Annotated in this window: 18 protein-coding genes and 1 other RNA gene; 4 read left to right on the forward strand and 15 right to left on the reverse strand. The window is 40.3% G+C overall.

What is annotated here, in order from left to right:
- Positions 1-12: 12 nt before the first annotated feature.
- Both H7U04_RS03865 and H7U04_RS03870 read right to left on the reverse strand, forming a co-directional pair.
- A complete protein-coding gene (locus tag H7U04_RS03865) occupies positions 13-516 on the reverse strand; it encodes an HD domain-containing protein (protein WP_002883682.1) in 504 nt (167 codons plus the stop codon).
- A gap of 101 nt (positions 517-617) precedes the next feature.
- Positions 618-1,355, reverse strand: coding sequence for a TrmH family RNA methyltransferase (locus tag H7U04_RS03870; RefSeq protein WP_155198341.1), 738 nt, complete (start codon positions 1,353-1,355; stop codon positions 618-620).
- 102 nt (positions 1,356-1,457) lie between these two features.
- Between H7U04_RS03870 and H7U04_RS03875 the strand changes: the two genes are divergently transcribed.
- Positions 1,458-1,736: an acylphosphatase gene (locus H7U04_RS03875; RefSeq protein WP_070575857.1), complete on the forward strand. Its 279-nt coding sequence runs from the start codon at positions 1,458-1,460 to the stop codon at positions 1,734-1,736.
- An 86-nt stretch (positions 1,737-1,822) separates the two neighbouring features.
- Entirely contained in the window at positions 1,823-2,740 is a 918-nt protein-coding gene (gene yidC, locus H7U04_RS03880) for a membrane protein insertase YidC (RefSeq protein WP_037598962.1), read from the forward strand.
- 167 nt (positions 2,741-2,907) lie between these two features.
- Here the strand turns inward: yidC and greA are convergent, their stop codons facing one another.
- The 11 genes from greA to H7U04_RS03935 all read right to left on the reverse strand — a co-directional run bounded on the left by greA (position 2,908) and on the right by H7U04_RS03935 (position 16,189).
- Positions 2,908-3,390, reverse strand: coding sequence for a transcription elongation factor GreA (greA, locus tag H7U04_RS03885; RefSeq protein WP_107372509.1), 483 nt, complete (start codon positions 3,388-3,390; stop codon positions 2,908-2,910).
- Positions 3,391-3,474: 84 nt separating this feature from the next.
- Complete coding sequence (gene mltG / locus H7U04_RS03890; protein WP_201042744.1) at positions 3,475-5,451, reverse strand: endolytic transglycosylase MltG; 1,977 nt, start codon at positions 5,449-5,451, stop codon at positions 3,475-3,477.
- A 96-nt stretch (positions 5,452-5,547) separates the two neighbouring features.
- The gene (locus H7U04_RS03895; protein ID WP_073689405.1) at positions 5,548-6,042 is read right to left on the reverse strand and encodes a GNAT family N-acetyltransferase; all 495 of its coding nucleotides are present in this window, start codon (positions 6,040-6,042) and stop codon (positions 5,548-5,550) included.
- Positions 6,043-6,101: 59 nt separating this feature from the next.
- Positions 6,102-7,430 (reverse strand): UDP-N-acetylmuramate--L-alanine ligase, encoded by a 1,329-nt coding sequence (gene murC / locus H7U04_RS03900; RefSeq protein ID WP_201059333.1) that lies wholly within the window; start codon positions 7,428-7,430, stop codon positions 6,102-6,104.
- 26 nt (positions 7,431-7,456) lie between these two features.
- Positions 7,457-8,173: a hypothetical protein gene (locus H7U04_RS03905; protein ID WP_002886515.1), complete on the reverse strand. Its 717-nt coding sequence runs from the start codon at positions 8,171-8,173 to the stop codon at positions 7,457-7,459.
- A 155-nt stretch (positions 8,174-8,328) separates the two neighbouring features.
- Positions 8,329-11,424: a DEAD/DEAH box helicase gene (locus tag H7U04_RS03910; RefSeq protein ID WP_201042743.1), complete on the reverse strand. Its 3,096-nt coding sequence runs from the start codon at positions 11,422-11,424 to the stop codon at positions 8,329-8,331.
- A gap of 105 nt (positions 11,425-11,529) precedes the next feature.
- Positions 11,530-13,539 carry a cell division site-positioning protein MapZ family protein gene (locus H7U04_RS03915; protein WP_073685711.1) on the reverse strand — a complete coding sequence of 670 codons (2,010 nt, stop codon included), beginning with the start codon at positions 13,537-13,539 and terminating at the stop codon, positions 11,530-11,532.
- 2 nt (positions 13,540-13,541) lie between these two features.
- The gene (locus H7U04_RS03920) at positions 13,542-14,708 is read right to left on the reverse strand and encodes a THUMP domain-containing class I SAM-dependent RNA methyltransferase (protein WP_064525716.1); all 1,167 of its coding nucleotides are present in this window, start codon (positions 14,706-14,708) and stop codon (positions 13,542-13,544) included.
- Positions 14,709-14,850: 142 nt separating this feature from the next.
- Positions 14,851-15,218, reverse strand: an RNA gene (rnpB, locus tag H7U04_RS03925) — RNase P RNA component class B.
- A gap of 14 nt (positions 15,219-15,232) precedes the next feature.
- Positions 15,233-15,565: a cell division regulator GpsB gene (gene gpsB, locus H7U04_RS03930; RefSeq protein ID WP_037598953.1), complete on the reverse strand. Its 333-nt coding sequence runs from the start codon at positions 15,563-15,565 to the stop codon at positions 15,233-15,235.
- Between the two features lie 108 nt (positions 15,566-15,673).
- On the reverse strand, positions 15,674-16,189 hold the full coding sequence (locus H7U04_RS03935; RefSeq protein WP_002889858.1) for a DUF1273 domain-containing protein: 516 nt from the start codon (positions 16,187-16,189) through the stop codon (positions 15,674-15,676).
- Between the two features lie 76 nt (positions 16,190-16,265).
- Between H7U04_RS03935 and recU the strand changes: the two genes are divergently transcribed.
- Positions 16,266-16,862: a Holliday junction resolvase RecU gene (gene recU / locus H7U04_RS03940; RefSeq protein WP_002886506.1), complete on the forward strand. Its 597-nt coding sequence runs from the start codon at positions 16,266-16,268 to the stop codon at positions 16,860-16,862.
- Positions 16,862-19,153, forward strand: coding sequence for a penicillin-binding protein PBP1A (gene pbp1a, locus H7U04_RS03945; protein WP_110980919.1), 2,292 nt, complete (start codon positions 16,862-16,864; stop codon positions 19,151-19,153). Before recU ends, pbp1a begins: the two co-directional genes overlap by 1 nt.
- Positions 19,154-19,259: 106 nt before the next feature.
- Here pbp1a and pepC read toward each other — a convergent pair whose 3' ends face one another.
- Complete coding sequence (pepC, locus tag H7U04_RS03950) at positions 19,260-20,597, reverse strand: aminopeptidase C (protein WP_110980920.1); 1,338 nt, start codon at positions 20,595-20,597, stop codon at positions 19,260-19,262.
- 101 nt (positions 20,598-20,698) lie between these two features.
- Positions 20,699-21,142 (reverse strand): DUF805 domain-containing protein, encoded by a 444-nt coding sequence (locus H7U04_RS03955; RefSeq protein ID WP_070838898.1) that lies wholly within the window; start codon positions 21,140-21,142, stop codon positions 20,699-20,701.
- Between the last annotated feature and the right edge of the window lie 4 nt (positions 21,143-21,146).

The following is a 21,146-nucleotide window of genomic DNA, read 5'->3' on the forward strand; positions in this document are numbered from 1 at the left end:
AAAAATAATGAATTATTGGTGGTGGCTTTGTAGAGTCTTGCGACGGAAAAACTTACGATTTTTGATTCGGTTTCGTAAGGGTGTCGCTGCTTCTTTAACCGCCCAATACTTATCCACCATAGTAACAATATAAGATTCCTTATACTTCGGCGGCGCAATCGTTGCTCCCCACATATGCTTGAGGATAATATCCTCTTCTTTTTTATTCAGATTAACAAGCTTTCTGGCATTACGAACAGCAATACGTGGGTGTACCCAAGCATGACTCTTGTTAAATTTAGTCACTCGCCAATCATAATAGAAAAAGTCATGTAAGAGACCACCTCGAGCTGTGCTCTTGGCATCCCAGCCAAATTTTTTAGCAATCTTATAGCTGGTGTAACTAACATTAACCGAGTGTTCTAAACGTGTCGAATGATGGTGTTGTACAATCCCATCCAATTTTTGAAAACGTGGATGAGAAATCAAATGTCCCACAACTTCCATGAATTCTTTATCATCTTCTGGTCGTTTCATAATAATACCTCATTAATGTTTCTAATGCTTCTTCATTATACCACTAGTACTTAAAATTACTTTAAAAGTCAGTTGTTTTCTCCTAAAATCATCCTTGAGACCTAGAGACTAAACATGAGAATTCCTGCTGCAACAGCAACATTCAGACTCTCCGCCTGACCTGGCATGCTAATATGTACGAGTTGATCAGCAGACTCAGCCATATCCTGACTAATTCCCTGCCCCTCATTTCCCATCACTAGGGCAAAATTGCCATCTGTATTAACTGCTTTATAGTCAACGGAAACATCGGAAAGAGTCGTTGCCAAGACGGGGATACCTTGTTTTCTGCAAGCCTCAACCATGTCAAGAATTGGTCCACGATAGATTGGAAGGTGGAAATGACTTCCCTGCATAGAACGCAAGGTCTTCTGATTATAAATATCAGCTGATTTGTCTGACAAAAAGACTCCGTCATAACCTGCGGCATCTGCTGTTCGAATCATTGTTCCTACATTACCAGGGTCCTGAACATCCTCCAAGAGCAGATACTTCCCTGAGAAAGACTTTGGCAAGGCTTGAGATTGTTTAGCAACTTCTACCACAATCCCTTGAGGTGTCTGAGTTTCACAGAGTTCCTTAAGCACCTCTGGACTAACCAACTTAACCTTAGATATATTAGCCACACGATCAGCCATTTCCTCAAGTACGAAAACTTGAAGAATCTCGGCACCGCTTGCCTTTGCTTCCTCAAAAAGATGCCATCCTTCTAAAAGATAGCTAGTTTTACGGTGCTTACGCTGCAATAATTTTCTAGCAGACTTAATGCTAGCATTTTGCTTTGATTGAATGATTTCCATACACTCATTATAGCAGAAATCCCCTGATAAATCTTGGACTTGACCGACTTTATAGCAAGGATTATACTAAAAGAAAGAGCTTTCAAAAGGAGGTCATGGACCATGCAAAAAGTACGATTATTAGTCTCAGGAAAAGTCCAAGGTGTTGGTTTTCGTTATTCAACCTATGCTCTAGCACTAGATATTGGAGATATATGCGGTCGGGTTTGGAATAATGACGACGGCACTGTTGAAATTCTAGCTCAGTCAGATAACCCTTCTAAGTTAGCTAAATTTATTCAAGAAGTTCGAAAGGGACCTTCAAAATGGTCTAAAGTAACCTATGTCGATGTGACCATGGCTAACTTCCCTAATTACAGCGATTTTCGCATGGCTAATTAAGGTCGGAGTTCCGTTTTTAACTTGTTCTCTCCCTTAAAAAAAGGTAAAATAGACAAGTATAACTAAAAAACAAAAGGAATGATATTGTGAATAAAAATCAAAAACGTCTAGCCCTGATGGGGCTTGCTGCCAGCATGCTTCTCTTTCTATCAGGATGTGTGAGCCTTGATAAGTCTGGTAATCCTACTGGTTGGGTTTGGAACCTACTTGGTCGCCCTATGAGCCACGTCATCACCTACTTCGCACATAATTTAAATCTGGGATTTGGTCTTGGCATTATCTTCGTAACCATCATTGTTCGTTTGATTATCTTGCCACTTGGTCTTCATCAATCTCGTAGCGCAGCCTACCAAGCAGCAAAACGTGAATACCTTGCGCCTATCTTAGAACCAATTAACGAACGTTTGCGCAACGCTGAAACTCAAGAAGAAAAAATGGCTGCCCAGTCTGAACTCATGCAAGCTCAGCGTGAAAACGGTCTAAGCTTGATGGGCGGTGTCGGCTGTCTTCCCCTATTGATTCAGTTCCCATTCTTCTCAGCACTCTACTATGCAGCACGTTACACTCCTGGTGTACTCAAGGATAACTTCCTCTGGTTTAACCTTGGTCACCGTGACTTCCCATTGATTATCATCATCGCAGCGCTTTACTACTTCCAATCTTGGTTGTCTATTCAACAAGTTCCTGAAGAACAACGTAAACAAATGGCAGCGACGATGTACAGTATGCCAATCATGATGATCTTCTTTGGTATTAGCTCACCTGCAGCCGTAATCCTCTACTGGTTCGTTGGTGGTATCTTCTCTATTATCCAACAGTTGATTACCAACTACATCATCAAACCTCGCTTGAAAGAAAAAGTTGCTGAAGAGTTCAAAAAGAACCCTCCAAAAGCACCTCGTACAACACCAAGCAAGCGTAAAGATGTGACACCAAAAAATACTCAAGCAATTGCGAGCAAACCAAAGAAAAACCGTAACGCCGGTAAGCAAAATCGTAAATAAGCTACAAAGCACTCTTGGAATTTTCCAAAAGTGCTTTTCTTATAGACTAATTCAGACTAACCTAATTCCTAATAGCGCCAACAAGCAAAAAAGGAGTGCGACAGAACAACTGTTTTGTCTCACTCCCACTAGTTTCAAATATTGAACACCTTAATTCCAACAGTCACTTAGGCTGTTTTTTCTACACTAAGGATTTCCACAGAGTAGCTACCTGCTGGTGATTCGATAGCGACTTTTTCGCCAACTTTCTTACCAATCAAGGCTTGAGCAATCGGACTTTCATTTGAAATCTTACCTGAGAAGATATCAGCACCGGCGGCACCAACGATATGGTAAGTATCTTTGTCGTTTGTACCAACTTCTTGAACAACAACAGTTTTACCAATTGCAACTTCGTCATTAGCAACAGCATCACTATCAACGATTTCTGCATAACGAATTTTTGTTTCAAGAATCTGAATTTGTCCTTCAACAAAGGCTTGTTCGTCTTTGGCTGCTTCATACTCAGAGTTTTCTGAAAGGTCACCATAAGAACGAGCAATCTTAATACGTTCTACAACTTCTGGACGACGGACGAGTTTGTACTCCTCCAATTCCGCTTCAAGTTGTTCTTTCTCCGCTTGTGTCATTACATATGTTTTTTCTGCCATTTTTTTCTCTTTCCTATTTTTTGAGCCCTTGGCTTTATTTTCAAAATCACTCTTTGTTTGCTTGATTTTAATGAGCCAATCAGACTATTTATCTTTTAGTTTGCTATTAATGTAAGTTTCAACGTTATGCTGATGCTCTTCATAGCTTTCAGCAAAATAGACATTACCAGTGGTTACATCTGCAACAAAGTACATGTACTTGGTAGATGATGGATTGATAACCGCTTCAATTGCAGACAGACTAGGGCTGTCCACAGGACCTGGCATCAACCCCTTATGAACATAATCATTATAAGGGGAGTCAATGTTTGTGTCAATAGTTGCATCTTCTTTCAAGGTCGTTTCCTGACCAAGTTTTCCAAGAGCATAAAGAACTGCAATATTACTTTGTAGAGCCATGTCTGAGTTAAGACGATTATAGAAGACGCTCGCAATATTTTTACGGTCGTCATCTGTAGCTCCTTCTTTTTCCACAAGAGAAGCTAGGGTCAAAATCTCATTAACATTGTGTCCGCTAGATGAAATCGTCGCATAGTAAGGTGATAGGTAGGTATCCATCGTAGACAACATTTCCTCTGCCAAAGATTCCACCGTCGTATCATCATGAATGTTATAAGTCGCTGGGAACAGATAGCCCTCTAGGACATACTTAGCATCCGTAGAATTCGGAAGGTTGGCCAACAAGGTTGGGTACTTCGCTTTCATCTTAGTAATGAAAGCATCATCCTTCATCAGCTTCAAGAAATCTTTTGCCTTAAGTCCAGTTGATGTTTTTTTGCCTTTTTTCGCTGAGGAATTAACTTCAACTGCCTTAGCAATTTGATCAATGGTGTATCCTTCTTTGACCAAGACCGTACCAAGAGATGGCTCCTGAGGTTTATCACTTCCTTTTTTCTGAAGTGCCTCAATAATTTCATCCATAGTCATGCTAGCCTGAAGGTTGTAATAACCACTTTTCAGATTTGAGATGTTTTTAAACTTGGTATAGTAATTAAAGACCTTACCAGACTTAATGACACCAGCTGATTCCAATAGTTGACCAATATAACTGCTACCTGAATTTTCAGGAATTTCAACACTAACAAACTTAGTTGAATTAACATCTTTTGCGCCAACAGCATCACTAACATAACGATAACCAAAGAATGCAGCTACTGACAAGATAAGTAGCAAGAAGATAATAATATTTCTTGCAATTTTACCAGCACGACGGTTATTTTTATTGCGTTTGTGATTTCGGTTAGAACGTGAAATCGGCTCTTCGTCGACAATATCAGCCTGTTTAACATCTTTTGGCGAAGACTTTTTCTTCTTCACTTTCTTACCTTTCTTTTTCTTAGGTTTTCCAGAGGGTTCTAGAGAAATACTCTCATCATCCTCATTACCATCAGCCACTAGCTCTGATTGAACCTTTTCTTGCGACGCTTGGTCACTTGTTGCATGATGTTCCTGCAAGAATGCTTCTTTTTGACGTTCTGAGGTCAATTTGGCCTCCAATTCTTTAGGGTCTGTATAAATAGCTTCGTTAGACTTAGCTTCAATGAGCTCCTTGGCAACATCTGCAGGAATATACTCCTCTTCAGATGCTTCGTTAAGGCTAGTTTCCCAAACCGGACGTTTAAAACGGCGTTTCGACGTTTCAGTCTCCTGAGGAATATTTACCTTTTTCTCCTCCTCAATAGGTTCTTTAGAAATAGACGCTTCATTTGAATGAGCATCAGACACTAAAGACTCAGCTTGAGAAACAGAAAACAAGCCAAGACTATCTTGTTGAGAATCTTGAGCCGTCTCAGAAGTCATAGATTTAGCGAAAGCACTGTGAGAAACAGAATGTGAACTAAAATCTTGGTTACTTACTTTATTGGACGCTGAGGTACTATGTGTTGTAGCGCTCTCAGCTGACGTTGAACGTGGTGTCTCGGGCATAGTTGCACTTTTATTATGCTCCTCCTCGCGAAGAGAACGGAGCCGTGTTGCTTCTTGTAAATCTCGAAGAATCTGATCTTTAAAGCTTAGGCTATCTTCAGCAGATTCCGAGTGTTCATTAAACTTGTCCGTCAAGGCATACCTCCTCTATAGTAACAAACGCCATTATATCTTAAAAAGTCAGTTAATGCAAATCAATTGGTCCTTTGTCACAGTAACGTAACACTGAATTCAATGGGTTTCTGGATTCTCCCAAACCATATTATACCAAGTGCTACCGCCATGATTTGATTCTGATTCTCCTTCATCAGTGAAACCATTCATCTCATAATAGGCAATCAGGTAATCATGGCAAGTCAAACTAATACCTTGGCGTTTTTGGGCGATAGCCAAATCCTTAAGCGCTGCAATCAAGGCTGTCCCAATCCCTTGCCCTTTAAAATCTTTGGAGATAGACAAACTAGTAACTGCAATAAAGCCCCCTTGACTAGTATTAGGAACCACCTTATGGAACAAGTCATCTGTAAGATAACGTTCCGCAATCACAGGCCCTTCAATGTAGCCAGCTACAACGCCATCAATTTCAGCAATTAGAAAGGTATCACAAATCGTCTTTAAACGCTCCGCAATAGCCTCTGGAGTTGCAGCCTCTTCAGGTGAAAAATTATCTTGTTCGATACGGACAACATCAGCCCAATCATCCTCTCGGGCATGTCGAATAAGCATATTAAATTCCTTTCTATTAAGAGAAAGAGCTGAGCGAAATCGCTACAGCCCTTAATATATTACATGTGTGTTTGCAAGCTTGCTAGGAGCTCTTCAAACGAGCGTTCGTAAAGTTGGATGTCCCCAGCTCCCATAAAGACATAAACAGCATTGTCATGGTCAAGGAGAGGTGAGACATTTTCAACTGTAACCACTTTGGCAGGTTTATTGATCTTAGCAGCAAGATCTTCAACCTTAACATCACCATGGTCAACTTCACGCGCTGAACCATAAATTTGCGCCAAATAAACAGCATCTGCTTCGTTCAAAGCTTCAGCAAATTCATCAAGAAGAGCAATGGTACGTGTGAAGGTATGTGGTTGGAAAATAGCAACAATCTCTTTAGATGGGTACTTTTGGCGTGCTGCATCAAGCGTTGCAATAATTTCAGTTGGATGGTGAGCAAAGTCATCGATGACAACAGTACCACTGATAATTTTTTCTGTGAAACGACGTTTAACACCTGAGAAAGTTTTAAGGTGTTCTGCAACCAAATCCATGTCGAAACCAGCTACATAGAGGGTCCCAATAACCGCAGTTGCATTCAAGATATTGTGACGACCATAGGCTGGCACATGGAATTCTCCAAGAATTTGTACATCGTGTTTTACCTTGAAATTAGACCCTGTCGTTGTACGAACAATGTCTGTTGCCATAAAGTCATCATTTTCTTCGAAACCGTAGTAATAGATTGGCGCATTGGCTGTAATCTTACGAAGGTGTGGATCCTCACCGTAAACAAAGAGTCCTTTTTGCACTTGCTTAGCATAATCATCAAAGGCAGAGAACACATCATCGATACTTGTAAAGTAATCAGGATGGTCAAAGTCAATGTTAGTGATGATTGAGTATGCTGGGTGGTATGGCATGAAATGACGTTCATATTCATCAGACTCAAAGACAAAGTATTGTGCATTAGCAGAACCTCGACCAGTTCCGTCACCGATAAGGTATGACGTGTCTGTGATATTTTTCATAACATGTGACAAGAGACCTGTTGTAGAAGTCTTACCATGTGCACCTGCCACACCAAAGCTAGTGAATTGATCCATGAAGTGACCCAAGAACTCGTGATAACGCTTAAAGCTGTAGCCATTTTTAATCGCATAAGCAACTTCAACGTTGTTGTCTTCACGAAAGGCATTTCCAGCAATCAATTCAACATCTTCTGTGATGTTTTTTTCATCGAAAGGAAGGATAGGAATACCTGCTTGCTCAAGACCACGTTGAGTGAAGTAATATTTTTCCACATCTGAACCTTGAACCTTGTGTCCCATTTGGTGGAGCATCAAAGCCAAAGCTGACATACCAGATCCTTTAATTCCAATAAAATGATAAGTTTTTGACATAGTTTCTCCTTACAATCGCACTGCGATTAGTTTGCGTCTTCTAAATGCGTCAAATTTAATTCTTGAGCAACTCGGTGTTCACGGTAAGTTTGACGTTCTGGGTAATTATAAACCTGGCTACGTTTCAAGAAGTCATAGCTATTTTTCTTGACGTTCTTACGAGATGGGTTACTAGGCTGTTGATAGGTTGGAGCCACTTCTGCCAAGATGTAAGAATCCTGTTGCAGACGATTTGCCAAGTGATGGATTTTTGAGTGTTTCCCGTTAGGTGCTAAAGTTCGCTTGATAGCACTTACAGGAGCTCCCAAGATAGATGCTGTCACTGGCCCTTTATCCGTTGTTACAGCAGCTGGCTCAACAGTAGCCTCAAAGCTTGGCTTAGCTTCTACCTTAGGCTTAGCAGTTAGTTGACGGCTATTAGTATGTTTGGTTTGTTGAACTTCTTGGCGGAGGAATTTTTGGCGTTTCTCACGGACATCACGCTTAGCCTTTTCACGGGCTTCCTCTGCATAAGTCATGCCAGCTTCTTGTGTCTCCACTCGTTTTGAAGCCTGCTTACGATTGCTAGGCTTAGCTGACAAGAAATCATAGTTCGGCAACAAATCATTGTAGTCCTTATCTTGGTAAGGGCCACGGATATTTGTGATTAAATCTTCATTTTCATATAGGCGCATAGAGACCGGTTCTTGCAAGCAAGATTCCCCGTCTGGAATCAGCGGAAATTGTCGTCTTTGGCGATGCATAAAAGACTTCCTTTCGTTTTCGAGATGATGCGTATCTTAATATAAACAATCGGGAATGTGAAGATACGTCTTGCAGTATTCTATTATAGCCTAATTCAAAAGATTTGCCTAGTAGCATTTTCACATCTTAGTATTTCAATATCAAATATAACAAATTAAGATATTACAATACCAAGAATTTCTTTAATATCCTCAACGGTCATGCTGGCACGGCTTTCATTGCCATCCAAGACAGTTGTTACAAGGTTCTTCTTGCCTTCTTGAAGCTCAATAATTTTCTCTTCAATAGTCCCTCTTGTAATCAAACGGTAAACTTCGACATTTTGTTCCTGACCTATACGATGCGCACGACTAATAGCCTGCATTTCTACCGCTGGATTCCACCAAAGGTCAATCAGAATAACCGTATCAGCACCAGTTAGATTCAGTCCCACTCCTCCTGCTTTTAGAGAAATCAAAAAGGCATCTCGGCTTCCTTGATTGAAGGCTCTGGTCATCTCTTGACGACTATCAGATGGCGTTGACCCTGTTAGCTTATAAGAGGAAATACCTAATTCTTGTAAGAGCCTCTCTGTAATATCTAACATCCCACGAAATTGTGAAAAGATAAGAACACGGTGGTCTGATTCCTTAATTTGACTAAGCAACTCTCTTAGGCTATCTAATTTTCCGCTATCTCCAGCATAGTCCATAAAAAGAGCTGGGGTATCACAGATTTGTCGTAAGCGGGTAATTCCTGACAAAATTTCCACCTTACGACGGTTGATTTCCTGATCACTTGCAGAAATTAAACCTTGCTGCATCTGTTGCAATTGCGCTAAATAGATAGCCTTTTGAGCATCTGACAATTCACTTTGGTGAGTGATTTCAATCAAATCTGGTAAATCAGGAAGGACCTCTTCTTTCCTACGTCTTAGAATAAAGGGAGAAATATACCTAGCCACTTCCTTTGGTGTTAACTTAAGGAAAGTTTTCTTAGCCGGTAAAAGTCCTGGTAGAATAATTTGGAAAATAGACCAAATCTCCAACAAATGATTTTCAATAGGCGTTCCAGATAGTGCTAAGCAATGTGGAACAGAAAAATCACGTAGATATTGGGCAATCTTTGTCTGTGTATTCTTCATGACCTGAGCCTCATCGAGAATGAGATAGTCATATTTACCAGCCTTGTAGGCATCAAAATCCTGACGGAAGGAAGCATAGCTTGTAATAATAATCTGGTGGTCTTCAGTAATGATGTCATCACGTCTTGGCTTGAGTCCATAAGAAACCGCTACATCTAACTGAGGAGCGAACTTTTTAAACTCATCCTGCCAATTGTAAATCAGGCTTGATGGTGACAAAACCAAGACTCGCTGCTCTTCTTCTAAATGTGCAGAGAGATAGGCAATGGTCTGCAAGGTTTTCCCCAACCCCATATCATCGGCCAAGATACCGCCAAAACCATAGTGATGCAACATAGATAGCCACTGAACACCCTTTTCCTGGTAGGGACGAAGGTCAGCTTCTACCTTATAAGTTGGCAAATCAAAGGTCTCTGGTTTACTCAAATGTTGCGTTAAGAGTTGGAAATCTTTTGAAAAACGAACAGAATCACTTTCTGAAAGAGCCTCCATTAATTGATAGGCAGTCAATTGATTTAGTTCTAGGTGACCTTGCCCTGAATATCGAGCTCTTAGAGTTTTGAGACTCTCACTAATACGATGCGTCGCTTCGTCAAAAACAATCAACTGACCACTACGATTGATAAAATAGGGCGAACTTTCCATCAAAGCTGCTAAAGCATGATCCACATCTTCATCGTCAAGACTTGAAAAATCAAAGGAAATATCTAATAAATTCCCCTGACGCTCTACCTGAACCTGTGGACTCTGTTCAACCCGTAAGTCACGCAACTCCTGCCCAATCAGAACCGTCCCTGTATTTTCAAATTCTGCTAGAGTATTCGTAAAGAAATCATAGAGCTCTTGACTGCTACTTAATCGTTTAGATGACTGAAAATCAGGGGTGAATTCATGCTTAGCCATCAAACGGAAAACAGCCTGCTCATGACGATAGTTACTCGTAAATCCTAAATGACTCAACTCTTGTCGATTATGGACTAGGAAACCATCAAAATCAAAGGCTAATGTAAGTATAACCTCACTGTCACCTTTCAGATCAAAGTGAAATCTCGGTGTGAAATCCTTGATATTAAATGCTTTAGGAGCTTTAACTGGTCCCATAGTCCTAAAATCAAAAAGACTAGCAGCCAAGATAACTTGTTCATCAAGATTAAAGCTGACATGCTTATTCAAATCGCTTCCGATTGGAAGAGAGCGTAAACCAACCAAAAGTTTTTGTTGTTTTCGATTCAGGCGATAAAAAATACCTTGATAAAAGAGAATACGATTATTAAAAAAGGCCTGACTATTCTTCTCAGCAACAATCAATTCAATCATCTTAGGCTCGACAGAAATATCAAACGAGAAGAGATGGGCATCAGCAGTCAAATCCTCAACCAAAAGTCGGTGATATTCGGTTCCTTCCCATTCAAACCTAAAGCCATCCAAATCTTGCATCCGTCTCAAACCTTCCTCAAAAAAACCGTAGGGGAGACAAAGATGACGTGCATTATTCGGTAAAATAAAGTCTAAATTAATCTTGGCTTCATCTGGAATCATCCGTCCTAAGAAGTCTAAAAATGCCTGTGAAGCCTGGTCAAATTGAATAAGCGATAGGGGTTCATAATAGTTCTTACCTATCTGATAATAACCCTCAGCCTCTACAAGTTTGAGAAAGGCAGGAATATCTCGAATAACATAAGAACGTTCATCTGGTAAGCGACGTAAACGTATACTCCACCAAATCTCTGAACCAAAGGTAGATTCCTCTCCCTCTACCATCAAGCTATATCTAACAGTATCATCCTCATTTAGGGAAAGGCCTTCTAAAAATAAACCACCAAAAGAGTGTCCTCGCTCTTGGCCCTGAGAGGACTCTTGTTCCTCTTCCAATTCTGCCAAGAGACGCTGGCCTTCTTTATCGTTTTTTAGATAATACTCAATCGCTGCCAAATGGGGACAATAGCCTTTTTGAGCGAAATAATCACAGTCACACGTGATTTCAGAATCATTGAGTGCATAAATTAAATGATGTTGGTCAACTGTTGTATCCAACTGAGTTTCTGAGACCTGATGAATGGTAATGAGATCCTTTTCAAAAAGTTCAATACCCTCATTACGGACTCTACCCGGCATCAATTTTGCCATAGTATTCACCCCTATCTTATCCCTCTATTATAGCACAAAATCCTTATAAACTAGGCCTTCACCAAGATAAAACAAAAAACACTCCCGAAGGAGTGTCGCAGATTATTATTCGTAATCAAGTTTATCTGAGTGACCTGAACCATTACCAACATAGTAACCTGTCTTACAGTTAATACTGAAGAGGTAAGTTCCATCTGGAAGGTACAAGTTGTAGTAACCATTACCATTGATGATGTTGACTGGCTCAAGGATGAAGTTATCTCCTGAGAAGTAACCACGTGAGTGTGAGTCATTGATGATCTTATCAAGAACACCGTCAGCCCATGTCCAAGCTGGGTTACTTGTATCTGCTACTACGTTTGCATTATAAGGCACACGTGAGCGATTACGTTGAAGGATTGATGGGTTATAATTTGTGATTCCGCGTGTTACAACTGTTGAAGCTGCAGCTGAGCCACCAGTAGTTCCTCCAGTCGCACCAGTTGAACCTGCTGAACCTGCTGAGTTAGCTGCTCCATTTTGCGCTCCAGAAGTATTTGATGCGGCCGCACCATCACCATTAGAAGCTGCTCCAGATGCGTTATCACCTGAAGGTGCAGCAGGACTAGCAGTATTAACACTTTCAGAAGCTGTCGCTGCAGACGTTGCACTCGCAGCCTTAGCTTTTTCTTCAAGTTGAGTCTTACCACCCTTAATAGCTTCTTGGACAGTGCTGTCGAGACTCGCATTTCCAGTTGTTGTTACACTTTCTGGAAGATTATTAAAGTTAGCATCTGATTTAACAGCAATAGAGGCATTATAGTTACCATCTACAAGAGCATCTGACTCAAACTGACTGTTAATCTTTTGTACAGCTTCAATTTGTTTCTTCAAGTTATCATATTTTTTCTTAGCTGCATCATAATACTTGGTTTTCTCCAATTTCTTGAGCAGCTTTTCCAAATCTGATAACTTACCAAATTGGTCATTAGCGAGTTTTGTTTGCTCGTCATCTGTGAAGAAATTCTTATACATTTCTTCAAAGGCCTTATTATCAGCAGCTGACGTATCCTTGCTTGATGATGATGTCACTGCTGAAGAAGCTGTGCTTGTTGTTTTCGCCGATTGGCTATGTGTTCCTTTATAAAGAGCATAGCTACCACCGATAATAGCTAAAGCAAGAACTGCTAGAGCACCGATAACAACACCTTTACGACGGTAAACTGGAATGTCACCATCAAAGGCACTCTTATGCGATGGTGAAATAGACTCTGAAGAGATTCTGTCTTCTGCAGATGGGCGATTAACTGCCATAGACACTTTTGGTGTTGTCTTTTCTTCATCAGCTTTTGCTCCAGTTACCCCTGCCACTGTTGATGCAATAGCTGCCAAATCAATAGTGTCTGAAATAGCAGCATCATCCAACAAAGGTTTTGAAGCTTGTGGCTCAGTACCGTCAATATTGGCAACATTGGCAACAGCAGGATTTTGTGGTTCTGGATCATCAATGTTAGCAATCAAAGGATTGTTATCATCAATATTATCTACCAATGCATCGTTATAGGCTGGCTGATTAGTTGAAGTAGATGAATCAGCGAGTGCATCACCAAGGTCAAATTTTTCTGTTTCTGACGTGATGAAACGATCAGCATTTGTTGACGTAATGATAACTTCAGAACTTTGACTTTCTGGTTCTGCAATAACCTCAGGTTCAACAGGGGCATTTGGCAACTGCTTGTCAATATGAGATTGAGTTTCATCAGCCTTGTTATCTGTAGCACCAAAACCAAATGTGACCGGTGTTACTTCTTCAGTAGCTGTTGTTGAGTTGATTGACTCATTAGCCATTGATTGACCAATCAAACCTGAATCCGCAAACTCCTGACGTTGCTTTTGAATAAAAGCATCCAAAGGTGATGTGTCGCCGTCAGCTTCAATTTTCTTTGAAAATTTTTGTGAGGCAACTTCTTCGCGGTGTTGCTTGATATACTTATCCAAAATGCTATCTGTTTCTGTTACACCAGCATTAATCTCGGCTTCTTTTCGGACAGCCTCACCGACCGTCATTTCCTTGGCATCTTGGAAATCTAGCTCTTGGCTACCTTCATAGCCATTTTGTGTTTTATCTTCTGACACGTTTAATTTACCTTTCTAGCCTCAGAACGGCGAACACGCTCTCCAAAATATTGATATAAATCAACACGGAGGGTTCCGTTATAAAGCTTACGTTTTTTATCGGCTTTCATACCGTATTTGCTTTCAAATTGTTCATCGCTGGTCAAGATAAACTTGCTCCAAGTTTTAAGTGGCGCAAAAGTTTGACCCATTTCATTATACAAGATATCCACAGCCTTGTCATCCAACAAACGCTCACCATAAGGAGGGTTTGAAATAATGACACCATTGATTTTATCTGTTTTCAGGTCCTGTAAACGCATTTGTTTCAATTTAATAACATCTTCAAGACCTGCCTCACGAGCATTGGCTTTTGCAATTTCAACCATACGGCCATCAATATCACAACCCATAATATCTAATTCAATATCGTAGTTTGCCTTGCTATCTGCTTCATCACGTACCGACTGTACTAAATCCTTATCCACCCAATTCCATGCTTCAAAGGCAAAATCACGATTAAATCCTGGTGCAATGTTCATGCCAATCATTGCAGCCTCAATACAGAAGGTCCCTGAACCACAAGTCGGGTCAATCAATGGTTTATCCGGATACCAATTACTAAGTTCAAGGATAGCAGCCGCCATATTTTCTTTAATCGGTGCTCCACCTTTATCAGTACGGTAGCCACGCTTAAAGAGACTAGCACCTGTGGTATCAATCAAAACCGTAGCCTTATCCTTCAAAATAGAGACTTCAATCTTAAATTCCGCTCCTGTTTCTTGGAGAGGCACTCCTTCTGGACGGTGGAAATACTTCTGCAATTTCTTCACGACAGCTTTTTTTGAAATCGCCTGAACAGATGGCTCATTATGAAGCTTTGATTTAACACATTTAGCCTTAGAAATTGGGAACTTTGCACCTAGCGGAAGATAATTTTCCCAGTCTAAAGCAAAAACTCCCTGAAAGAGTTCCTCAAAGGTACGTGCTGGAAATTCACCCACTACAATCTTGATACGATCTGCTGCCCTCAACCAAAGGTTAGTTTCAGCAATTGCACGAACACCACCTTGGAAACGCACCTTACCATTTTCAACCTGCGTGTCATAACCTAACTCACGCAATTCACGTCCAACCACAGCCTCAAGACCTGCTGCTGCAGTTGCTACTAATGTAAATGTTTCTTTCATTGTTATCCTTTTATCTCATTGTTACGCGTACAAACTTTCTTAACCGATAGCTTATTTCCCACTCTTTTCTTTAAATATAAAAGAGAGAATTCTTGCTAAAAGAAGGCTGAGACATGTGTCCCAGCCTCACCTATATGCAATTTTCTATAAGCCATGTTTTGTTCCAGAAGTGACTAGGTACCACTTCCTTCGATAATCATCTGTCTACTGCAAAGCAGTCAGGATGGTCCGTTCGTTTCCAGCCATCCCATGCCCCTACCAAAGTTTGGGTTGCTAGCTTGAGGGGTTTACCGCGTTCCACTTTTTAGGTTTCCCTAAAAACTCCGTCACTGTGGCACTTTCAGAGCTACTAAAACCTATCCTAAGACTTAGCCAGTTCACTCGCCGTAACTTGAAAATCAAGTCCCTAGGCTTATTAATTCACCTAGCACAAACACTACTGGCATCACAGCCAGTGCTAGCATGGACTTTCCTCATGGAAGACTAGCAACCATGCGATTATCCAAAAATTGCACAAACCAGTTTTACTCGACGATTTGTTTTCCAAAGACCTCTTTCTCCAAACGACTGATACGTTTTAAGATATCATAGTTTGAAGCCGAAGCAACATTGGCATTCGCAGGTGATGGCTCACTTGTCGCACTCGCGTATGCTGGGCGACTAGCAGGAGCTGATGAAGTCTTAGCTTTCAGTTTTGCATTTTCTTCTTGCAATTCCTTAACTAGAGCAATATAGACACCGTAATCTTTGATTACATCGTCTAGAAACTCATCAACTTCTTTTTTATCGTATCCACGCATGCTTGTTTTAAATTCTTGTTCGTAGATTTTCTTGGGCGTTAAATTAATCTTAGCCATTTTTATTCTCCAATACTTGTCTTATCTAACTTACTAATACTTTACTGTCTAATGTTTTTATGATACAGAAAAAAAGATAAAAATGCAAGTTTAAAATTCAATTATATCCTATTCCGACATGACTTCATTGAGGTCATCAAAAGTCAGTCTAGATACGGGATAACCCCTTGCTTCTAACATCATACCGTAAAAATATTTCAGATTTGTTTCATTTTCAGGTTCATAAAATAAATAAGCCTGATCTGTATTGTCAATGAGAAACTGATTAAATTGTTTAAACTGTGCTGGAGATTGGTAAGCGGGGAAGCTGTACTTGACAAAATCAACCTGCTTAAAGGCCGCTAGTTTTGTTTGATTCGCTTCATTCCAATTCTGACCATGCGTTTCAAAAGGGAAGAGGGTCGCTAACTTCAAAGGATAGTCTTTTTGAAGTTCTTTGGCTACTTCTAGTGCCCAAAATTCAAAACCGAGGTTCCCAGTAAAAATCATCCAATCCACACCATCATCCAAGAAACGCTTCAAATCACGTTTGATTGCTTTCTTGATAATGGTTACTTTAGGGTCCTTGTCTTTAAAAATACCGAGTTCAAAGCTCTTATAGCCAGTTACCAGTAGTGATGTCATTTGTTGTTTTCCTCGTTCATTTTATGGTATAATGAAGTAGTCTTTATGCATATCTTATAAAGAAGAAGGGAAAGAAATGGTAAACTATCCCCATCAGATATCTCGTAAGATAGCACAAGTACGTCCTAAAAAATCAAATAGAGTTGACTTTGCCAATCGGGGGATGAGTTTTGAATCTGCTATTAACGCGACTAATGATTACTATTTGTCGCGTGGTTTAGCCGTTATTCATAAAAAACCTACCCCTGTTCAAATTGTCAAAGTCGATTATCCCAAACGCTCACGGGCAAAGATTGTAGAAGCTTACTTTAGACAAGCTTCTACTACCGACTACTCCGGCGTTTACAAAGGATACTACATTGATTTTGAAGCCAAAGAGACACGACAAAAGACATCCATGCCTATGAAAAACTTTCATGCGCATCAAATTGAGCACATGTCTCAGGTCATCAGTCAAGATGGGATTTGCTTCGTGCTACTTCACTTCTCGACGCTTAAGGAAACCTACCTTCTGCCTGCCAAAGACTTAATCGCTTTTTATCAGATTGATAAAGGGACGAAATCAATGCCTCTTGATTATATCAAAAAAAGAGGCTATGCAATTGCAGAAGCAGCTTATCCTCAAGTTCCTTACTTAGAAATCATTGAAAAATTATTAGGTGGTAACACATAATGGCTAAATTTAATTTCAGCAACTTTAAAGAATCACTTAACGGTTTGACTAAACGTGCTAAAAACATCAAGGTCAAGCGTTCAGATTCTTCTCGCTATGGCAAAGGAAAACGCTCTGCCGCTTCAGACCAAAGTTTGGGCTGGCGTATTGCAAAATACGGATTTATTGGACTGCTTACTTTCTTTGTAGTCTGTGTCATCGCTGGTGGTAGCCTCTTTGCCTACTATGTTAGCAGTGTTCCTAAACTTACCGAGAACAAACTGCAATCAACAAACTCAAGTAAGATTTACGACGCTAATGGTAGTCTTGTTGCCGACTTGGGAGCTGAGAAACGTGAGAGTGCATCAACAGATGAAATTCCAACAACTCTAGTTAATGCCATCACCTCTATCGAGGATAAACGTTTCTTCACTCACCGTGGGATTGACGTCTACCGTATCATGGGGGCAGCTGTTAACAACCTTCGTCGTAGCAGCACCCAAGGGGGGTCTACGCTCGACCAACAGTTGATTAAGTTGGCTTACTTCTCAACTAACACTTCTGACCAAACCCTTAAACGTAAGTCACAAGAAATCTGGTTGTCACTCCAAATGGAGCGTCAATTCACTAAACAAGAAATCTTGACCTTCTATATTAATAAGGTTTATATGGGTAATGGTTACTACGGTATGAAGACTGCAGCTAAATCTTACTTTGGTAAGGACTTGAGCGACCTCTCTGTTGCCCAAGCAGCTCTTCTTGCTGGTATTCCACAAGCACCAACACAATATGACCCTTATGCTAATCCAGATGCTGCCAAAGAACGTCGTAACACTGTTCTTGACGAAATGTATGAAGACAAGAATATTTCTAAAGAAGAGTACGAGCAAGCTAAAGCAACTGATGTATCAGATGGCCTTCTTCCACTTACGAAGAAAGCTAGCTATGAGCCATACTTAGATAACTACATCAAACAAGTTATTGAACAGGTATCTACCGATGCCAACGCTGATATTTACTCAGCAGGTCTCGACGTCTACACTAACCTTAATCCAGATATTCAAAAATATATCTGGAACGTCTATAATACTAACGACTACGTATACTATCCAAACGATAGTCTCCAAGTTGCTTCTACTATTATTGATGTTACTAATGGTCGTGTCGTTGCCCAATTGGGTTCACGTCACCAAGACGAAAACATTGCACTTGGTACCAACCAAGCTGTTCAAACAGACCGTGACTGGGGTTCTACAATGAAACCAATCACTGACTATGCTCCTGCTATTGAAAAAGGTGTTTATACAAACACTGGTACGACTGTTTACGATAATCCTTACAATTTCCCAGGTTCTTCAACACCAGTTTACAACTGGGACCGTAAGTATTACGGAAGCATTTCATTGACTTATGCACTTCAACAATCACGTAACGTTACAGCCGTTAAAGCTCTCCAAGCTGCTGGTTTGGAATATGCTCAATCCTTCTTGAAGGATTTGGGTATCGAGTATCCAGAAATGTACTACTCAAATGCCATCTCATCTTCAACATCATCATCAGATTCTAAGTATGGTGCATCAAGTGAGAAGATGGCCGCAGCTTATGCAGCCTTTGCAAATGGTGGTACTTACTATAAACCTTCTTACATTAAATCAATCAAGTTTGAAGATGGTTCAACTAAATCATTTGATTCTAAAGGTGTCGAAGCCATGTCACCACAAACAGCCTACATGATGTCAAGTATGTTGAAACAAGTATTGACAGGTGGTACAGCAACTGAAGCTTATGTTCCTGGTACAATCAATGCTGGTAAGACTGGTACATCTAACTACGGTGACGATGAGTACTATAAAGTACAAAAAGAAAGTGGTGTCTATGCTGACCTTATGGTTCCGGATGAAACTTTCGTTGGTTACAATACTAAGTATGCAATGGCGATTTGGACAGGTTACAAAAACCGTAAAACACCACTTTATGGTTCAGACCTTGATATCGCTAAACAAATCTACGGTGTAACAAGTAGCTACCTTAACCAGATGTATGGTGCTGGTTCTGAAGATTTTGAAATGCCTAGTGGTGTTTATAACAATGGTAGCTATGTCTTCCTTACTGGTTCTTCAACATCAAATGTTTACACAGGATCACTAGGAACATCTAGCTCATCATCAAGTTCGGACGCCAGCCAAAGCAGTGACTCATCAAGTTCACAAGATAGTCAACAGTATGGGCCTGATGCTTCAACAAATCCATCGACATCGGCCTCTAACGGCTCTGAGCATTCGAATTCAAACACTGCTACAGCAGAAGAATAAGAAATAAGAAGGGTTATCCGATTGGATAACTCTTTTTTTACTGATAAATTTTAAAGAAACTACGAAAAACCACTGGAATCATTTCCCAGTGGTTTCATTTATTGTCTTATTTTGAAGCAAGGGCTCCCATTGGGTCCCAAGGAGCAAGTACTTGTGGCTCTGCTTCATAGGCTGCTAATTCTTCAGCTGTAAGGAAGTCTTTACGGACAACGATTTGATAAGTGTATTCATCCATCCAGGCATCAGAAGCGACAAAGTAACCTTTTTGTCCGACCTTGTCTCCCCAAGAGTTTTCAACCTTCCATTTAACAGGTTTGCCATCGACATCCAAATCAACCCCAGTCAATACCATGGCATGAGTCATGAGAGATTCACTGTAGTCCAAACGTCCTGCCTTATCTTGAGTTAAGTTAATATCCATGCTAGCTGTAAAGTCATAAACATTAGTTGCAAGAATACCTTTTTGACGGTCTGAAACTTGACCAACATCTGAACCAAACCAAACAGTTTCTCCAGATTTCATCTGTGCAATAGCAAGCTCTTTGAAACGGTCCATTGGGAGGTTGATATAACGAACACTTGGTGCACCTACAACATTACCCAACATCTCAACAGTATAAGATTTTCCGTAAGGTTTATCAGCTGTTGGGGCGTTGATAACTGACACATAGTCACTGAGTTTGAGACCCACATATTTTTCAAAGAATGCTTGTGGTGTGATATTTTTCTCAGATTGATAGTTGTCATCCTTATCTCGGTAGGCAAAATCAAACTGACGTGGTGGTAAACCGAGAGTCATAGCAAGATAATTGAAAATTTCTTGAAGAAGCTCTTCCTTCTTAGCTTGAACAGTAGCTTGATCAGCACTACTGGCAATCAGATCACGTAAAATTTGAGCATCTTGACGAAGGAGCTTATTGAGGTATTGATTAAGCTCACGACTATTGCTTGAAGCTACAGATTCTGGATAAACCGATTTTGGTACAACACCGTATTTTTCAAAAAGTGATACGACCATATCCCATTGTCCACCATCTTGTTGAGGGGTATCCAAAAGGAATTTAACCTTACGACTGCCAATCTCTTGATCTGCTGTAGCAATGATTTGTTCCAAGAACCAGTTTGATTTTTCATACTTGTCCCAGAAGAAGGTGTGGGCTTGAGAAAGCTCGAAACTTTCCAATTTGAAATCTGAAATCAATTTGTGACGGAAAGTATTTAGCGCCGCAAACATCCAGCAACGTCCTGAAGCTTTCTGGTTAGACACCTCATCTTTAGTCAAATCGATTGAGAAAACATGGTCGTTTTCAACTTCTGATTGACGTGTTTCGATGGATTTGAGCAAGCCATTATGAGTTACAGCATTCTCAATAGCACTGTACTTGGCATTGGCCTCATAGTCTGCAAATAGTTTATCTGTGAAATCTGTTGATAGTGAAGTCATAAGATTCCTCCTTTTAAGCCTTATTCCTCTCTATTTTATCACTAATTTCTGAAAATTCAATTTAAAAATAACCCTAGGTTTGACCTAGAGTTACGACAATCTTATTCCACTTTATCAAACTGCGTTTCAGGTGCTAGTTTCGTTGGTTGACAAGACATGATAAGGAGGACAATGCTTCCAATCAATGAGAAGATAACCAAGATTGGTACAAGCCCTATATAACTTAGAAGTACCCAAGCCGGATGAAAGCCTGCATCTCTTAAACGACGGATTTGTAGAGACAATTGAGGGATAAGTTCAATTAAGCTAAAAAGCATTAGTGGCCAAGCATAGGTAATAATTATTTTTTGCAGTTCAGTCTGATTATTCAACAGAGCTGGATCACTAAGGTCGACATTACTGAAGAAAGGAATAAGAACACAAAAAACAGTAAGAATAGTGATAATAATGACATTAACCAAGTAAGCCCACCAGTAGTCTGGACGAGTCGAACGTCCGCTAAAGTCAAAGGCACGTTTCCAAAAATCAATATAAGCTTTGATCATAATT

The sequence above is a fragment of the Streptococcus sp. 22.1 genome, assembly GCF_016648645.1.
In the GTDB taxonomy this organism is placed as follows: domain Bacteria; phylum Bacillota; class Bacilli; order Lactobacillales; family Streptococcaceae; genus Streptococcus.

Bases quoted from the DNA above. Each gene is read 5' to 3' on its own strand.
- H7U04_RS03865 (WP_002883682.1), bottom strand. From the start codon at position 516: ATGAAACGACCAGAAGATGATAAAGAATTCATGGAAGTTGTGGGACAT.
- H7U04_RS03870 (WP_155198341.1), bottom strand. From the start codon at position 1,355: ATGGAAATCATTCAATCAAAGCAAAATGCTAGCATTAAGTCTGCTAGA.
- H7U04_RS03875 (WP_070575857.1), top strand. From the start codon at position 1,458: ATGCAAAAAGTACGATTATTAGTCTCAGGAAAAGTCCAAGGTGTTGGT.
- greA (WP_107372509.1), bottom strand. From the start codon at position 3,390: ATGGCAGAAAAAACATATGTAATGACACAAGCGGAGAAAGAACAACTT.
- H7U04_RS03895 (WP_073689405.1), bottom strand. From the start codon at position 6,042: ATGCTTATTCGACATGCCCGAGAGGATGATTGGGCTGATGTTGTCCGT.
- murC (WP_201059333.1), bottom strand. From the start codon at position 7,430: ATGTCAAAAACTTATCATTTTATTGGAATTAAAGGATCTGGTATGTCA.
- H7U04_RS03905 (WP_002886515.1), bottom strand. From the start codon at position 8,173: ATGCATCGCCAAAGACGACAATTTCCGCTGATTCCAGACGGGGAATCT.
- H7U04_RS03910 (WP_201042743.1), bottom strand. From the start codon at position 11,424: ATGGCAAAATTGATGCCGGGTAGAGTCCGTAATGAGGGTATTGAACTT.
- H7U04_RS03920 (WP_064525716.1), bottom strand. From the start codon at position 14,708: ATGAAAGAAACATTTACATTAGTAGCAACTGCAGCAGCAGGTCTTGAG.
- gpsB (WP_037598953.1), bottom strand. From the start codon at position 15,565: ATGGCTAAGATTAATTTAACGCCCAAGAAAATCTACGAACAAGAATTT.
- H7U04_RS03935 (WP_002889858.1), bottom strand. From the start codon at position 16,189: ATGACATCACTACTGGTAACTGGCTATAAGAGCTTTGAACTCGGTATT.
- recU (WP_002886506.1), top strand. From the start codon at position 16,266: ATGGTAAACTATCCCCATCAGATATCTCGTAAGATAGCACAAGTACGT.
- pbp1a (WP_110980919.1), top strand. From the start codon at position 16,862: ATGGCTAAATTTAATTTCAGCAACTTTAAAGAATCACTTAACGGTTTG.
- pepC (WP_110980920.1), bottom strand. From the start codon at position 20,597: ATGACTTCACTATCAACAGATTTCACAGATAAACTATTTGCAGACTAT.
- H7U04_RS03955 (WP_070838898.1), bottom strand. From the start codon at position 21,142: ATGATCAAAGCTTATATTGATTTTTGGAAACGTGCCTTTGACTTTAGC.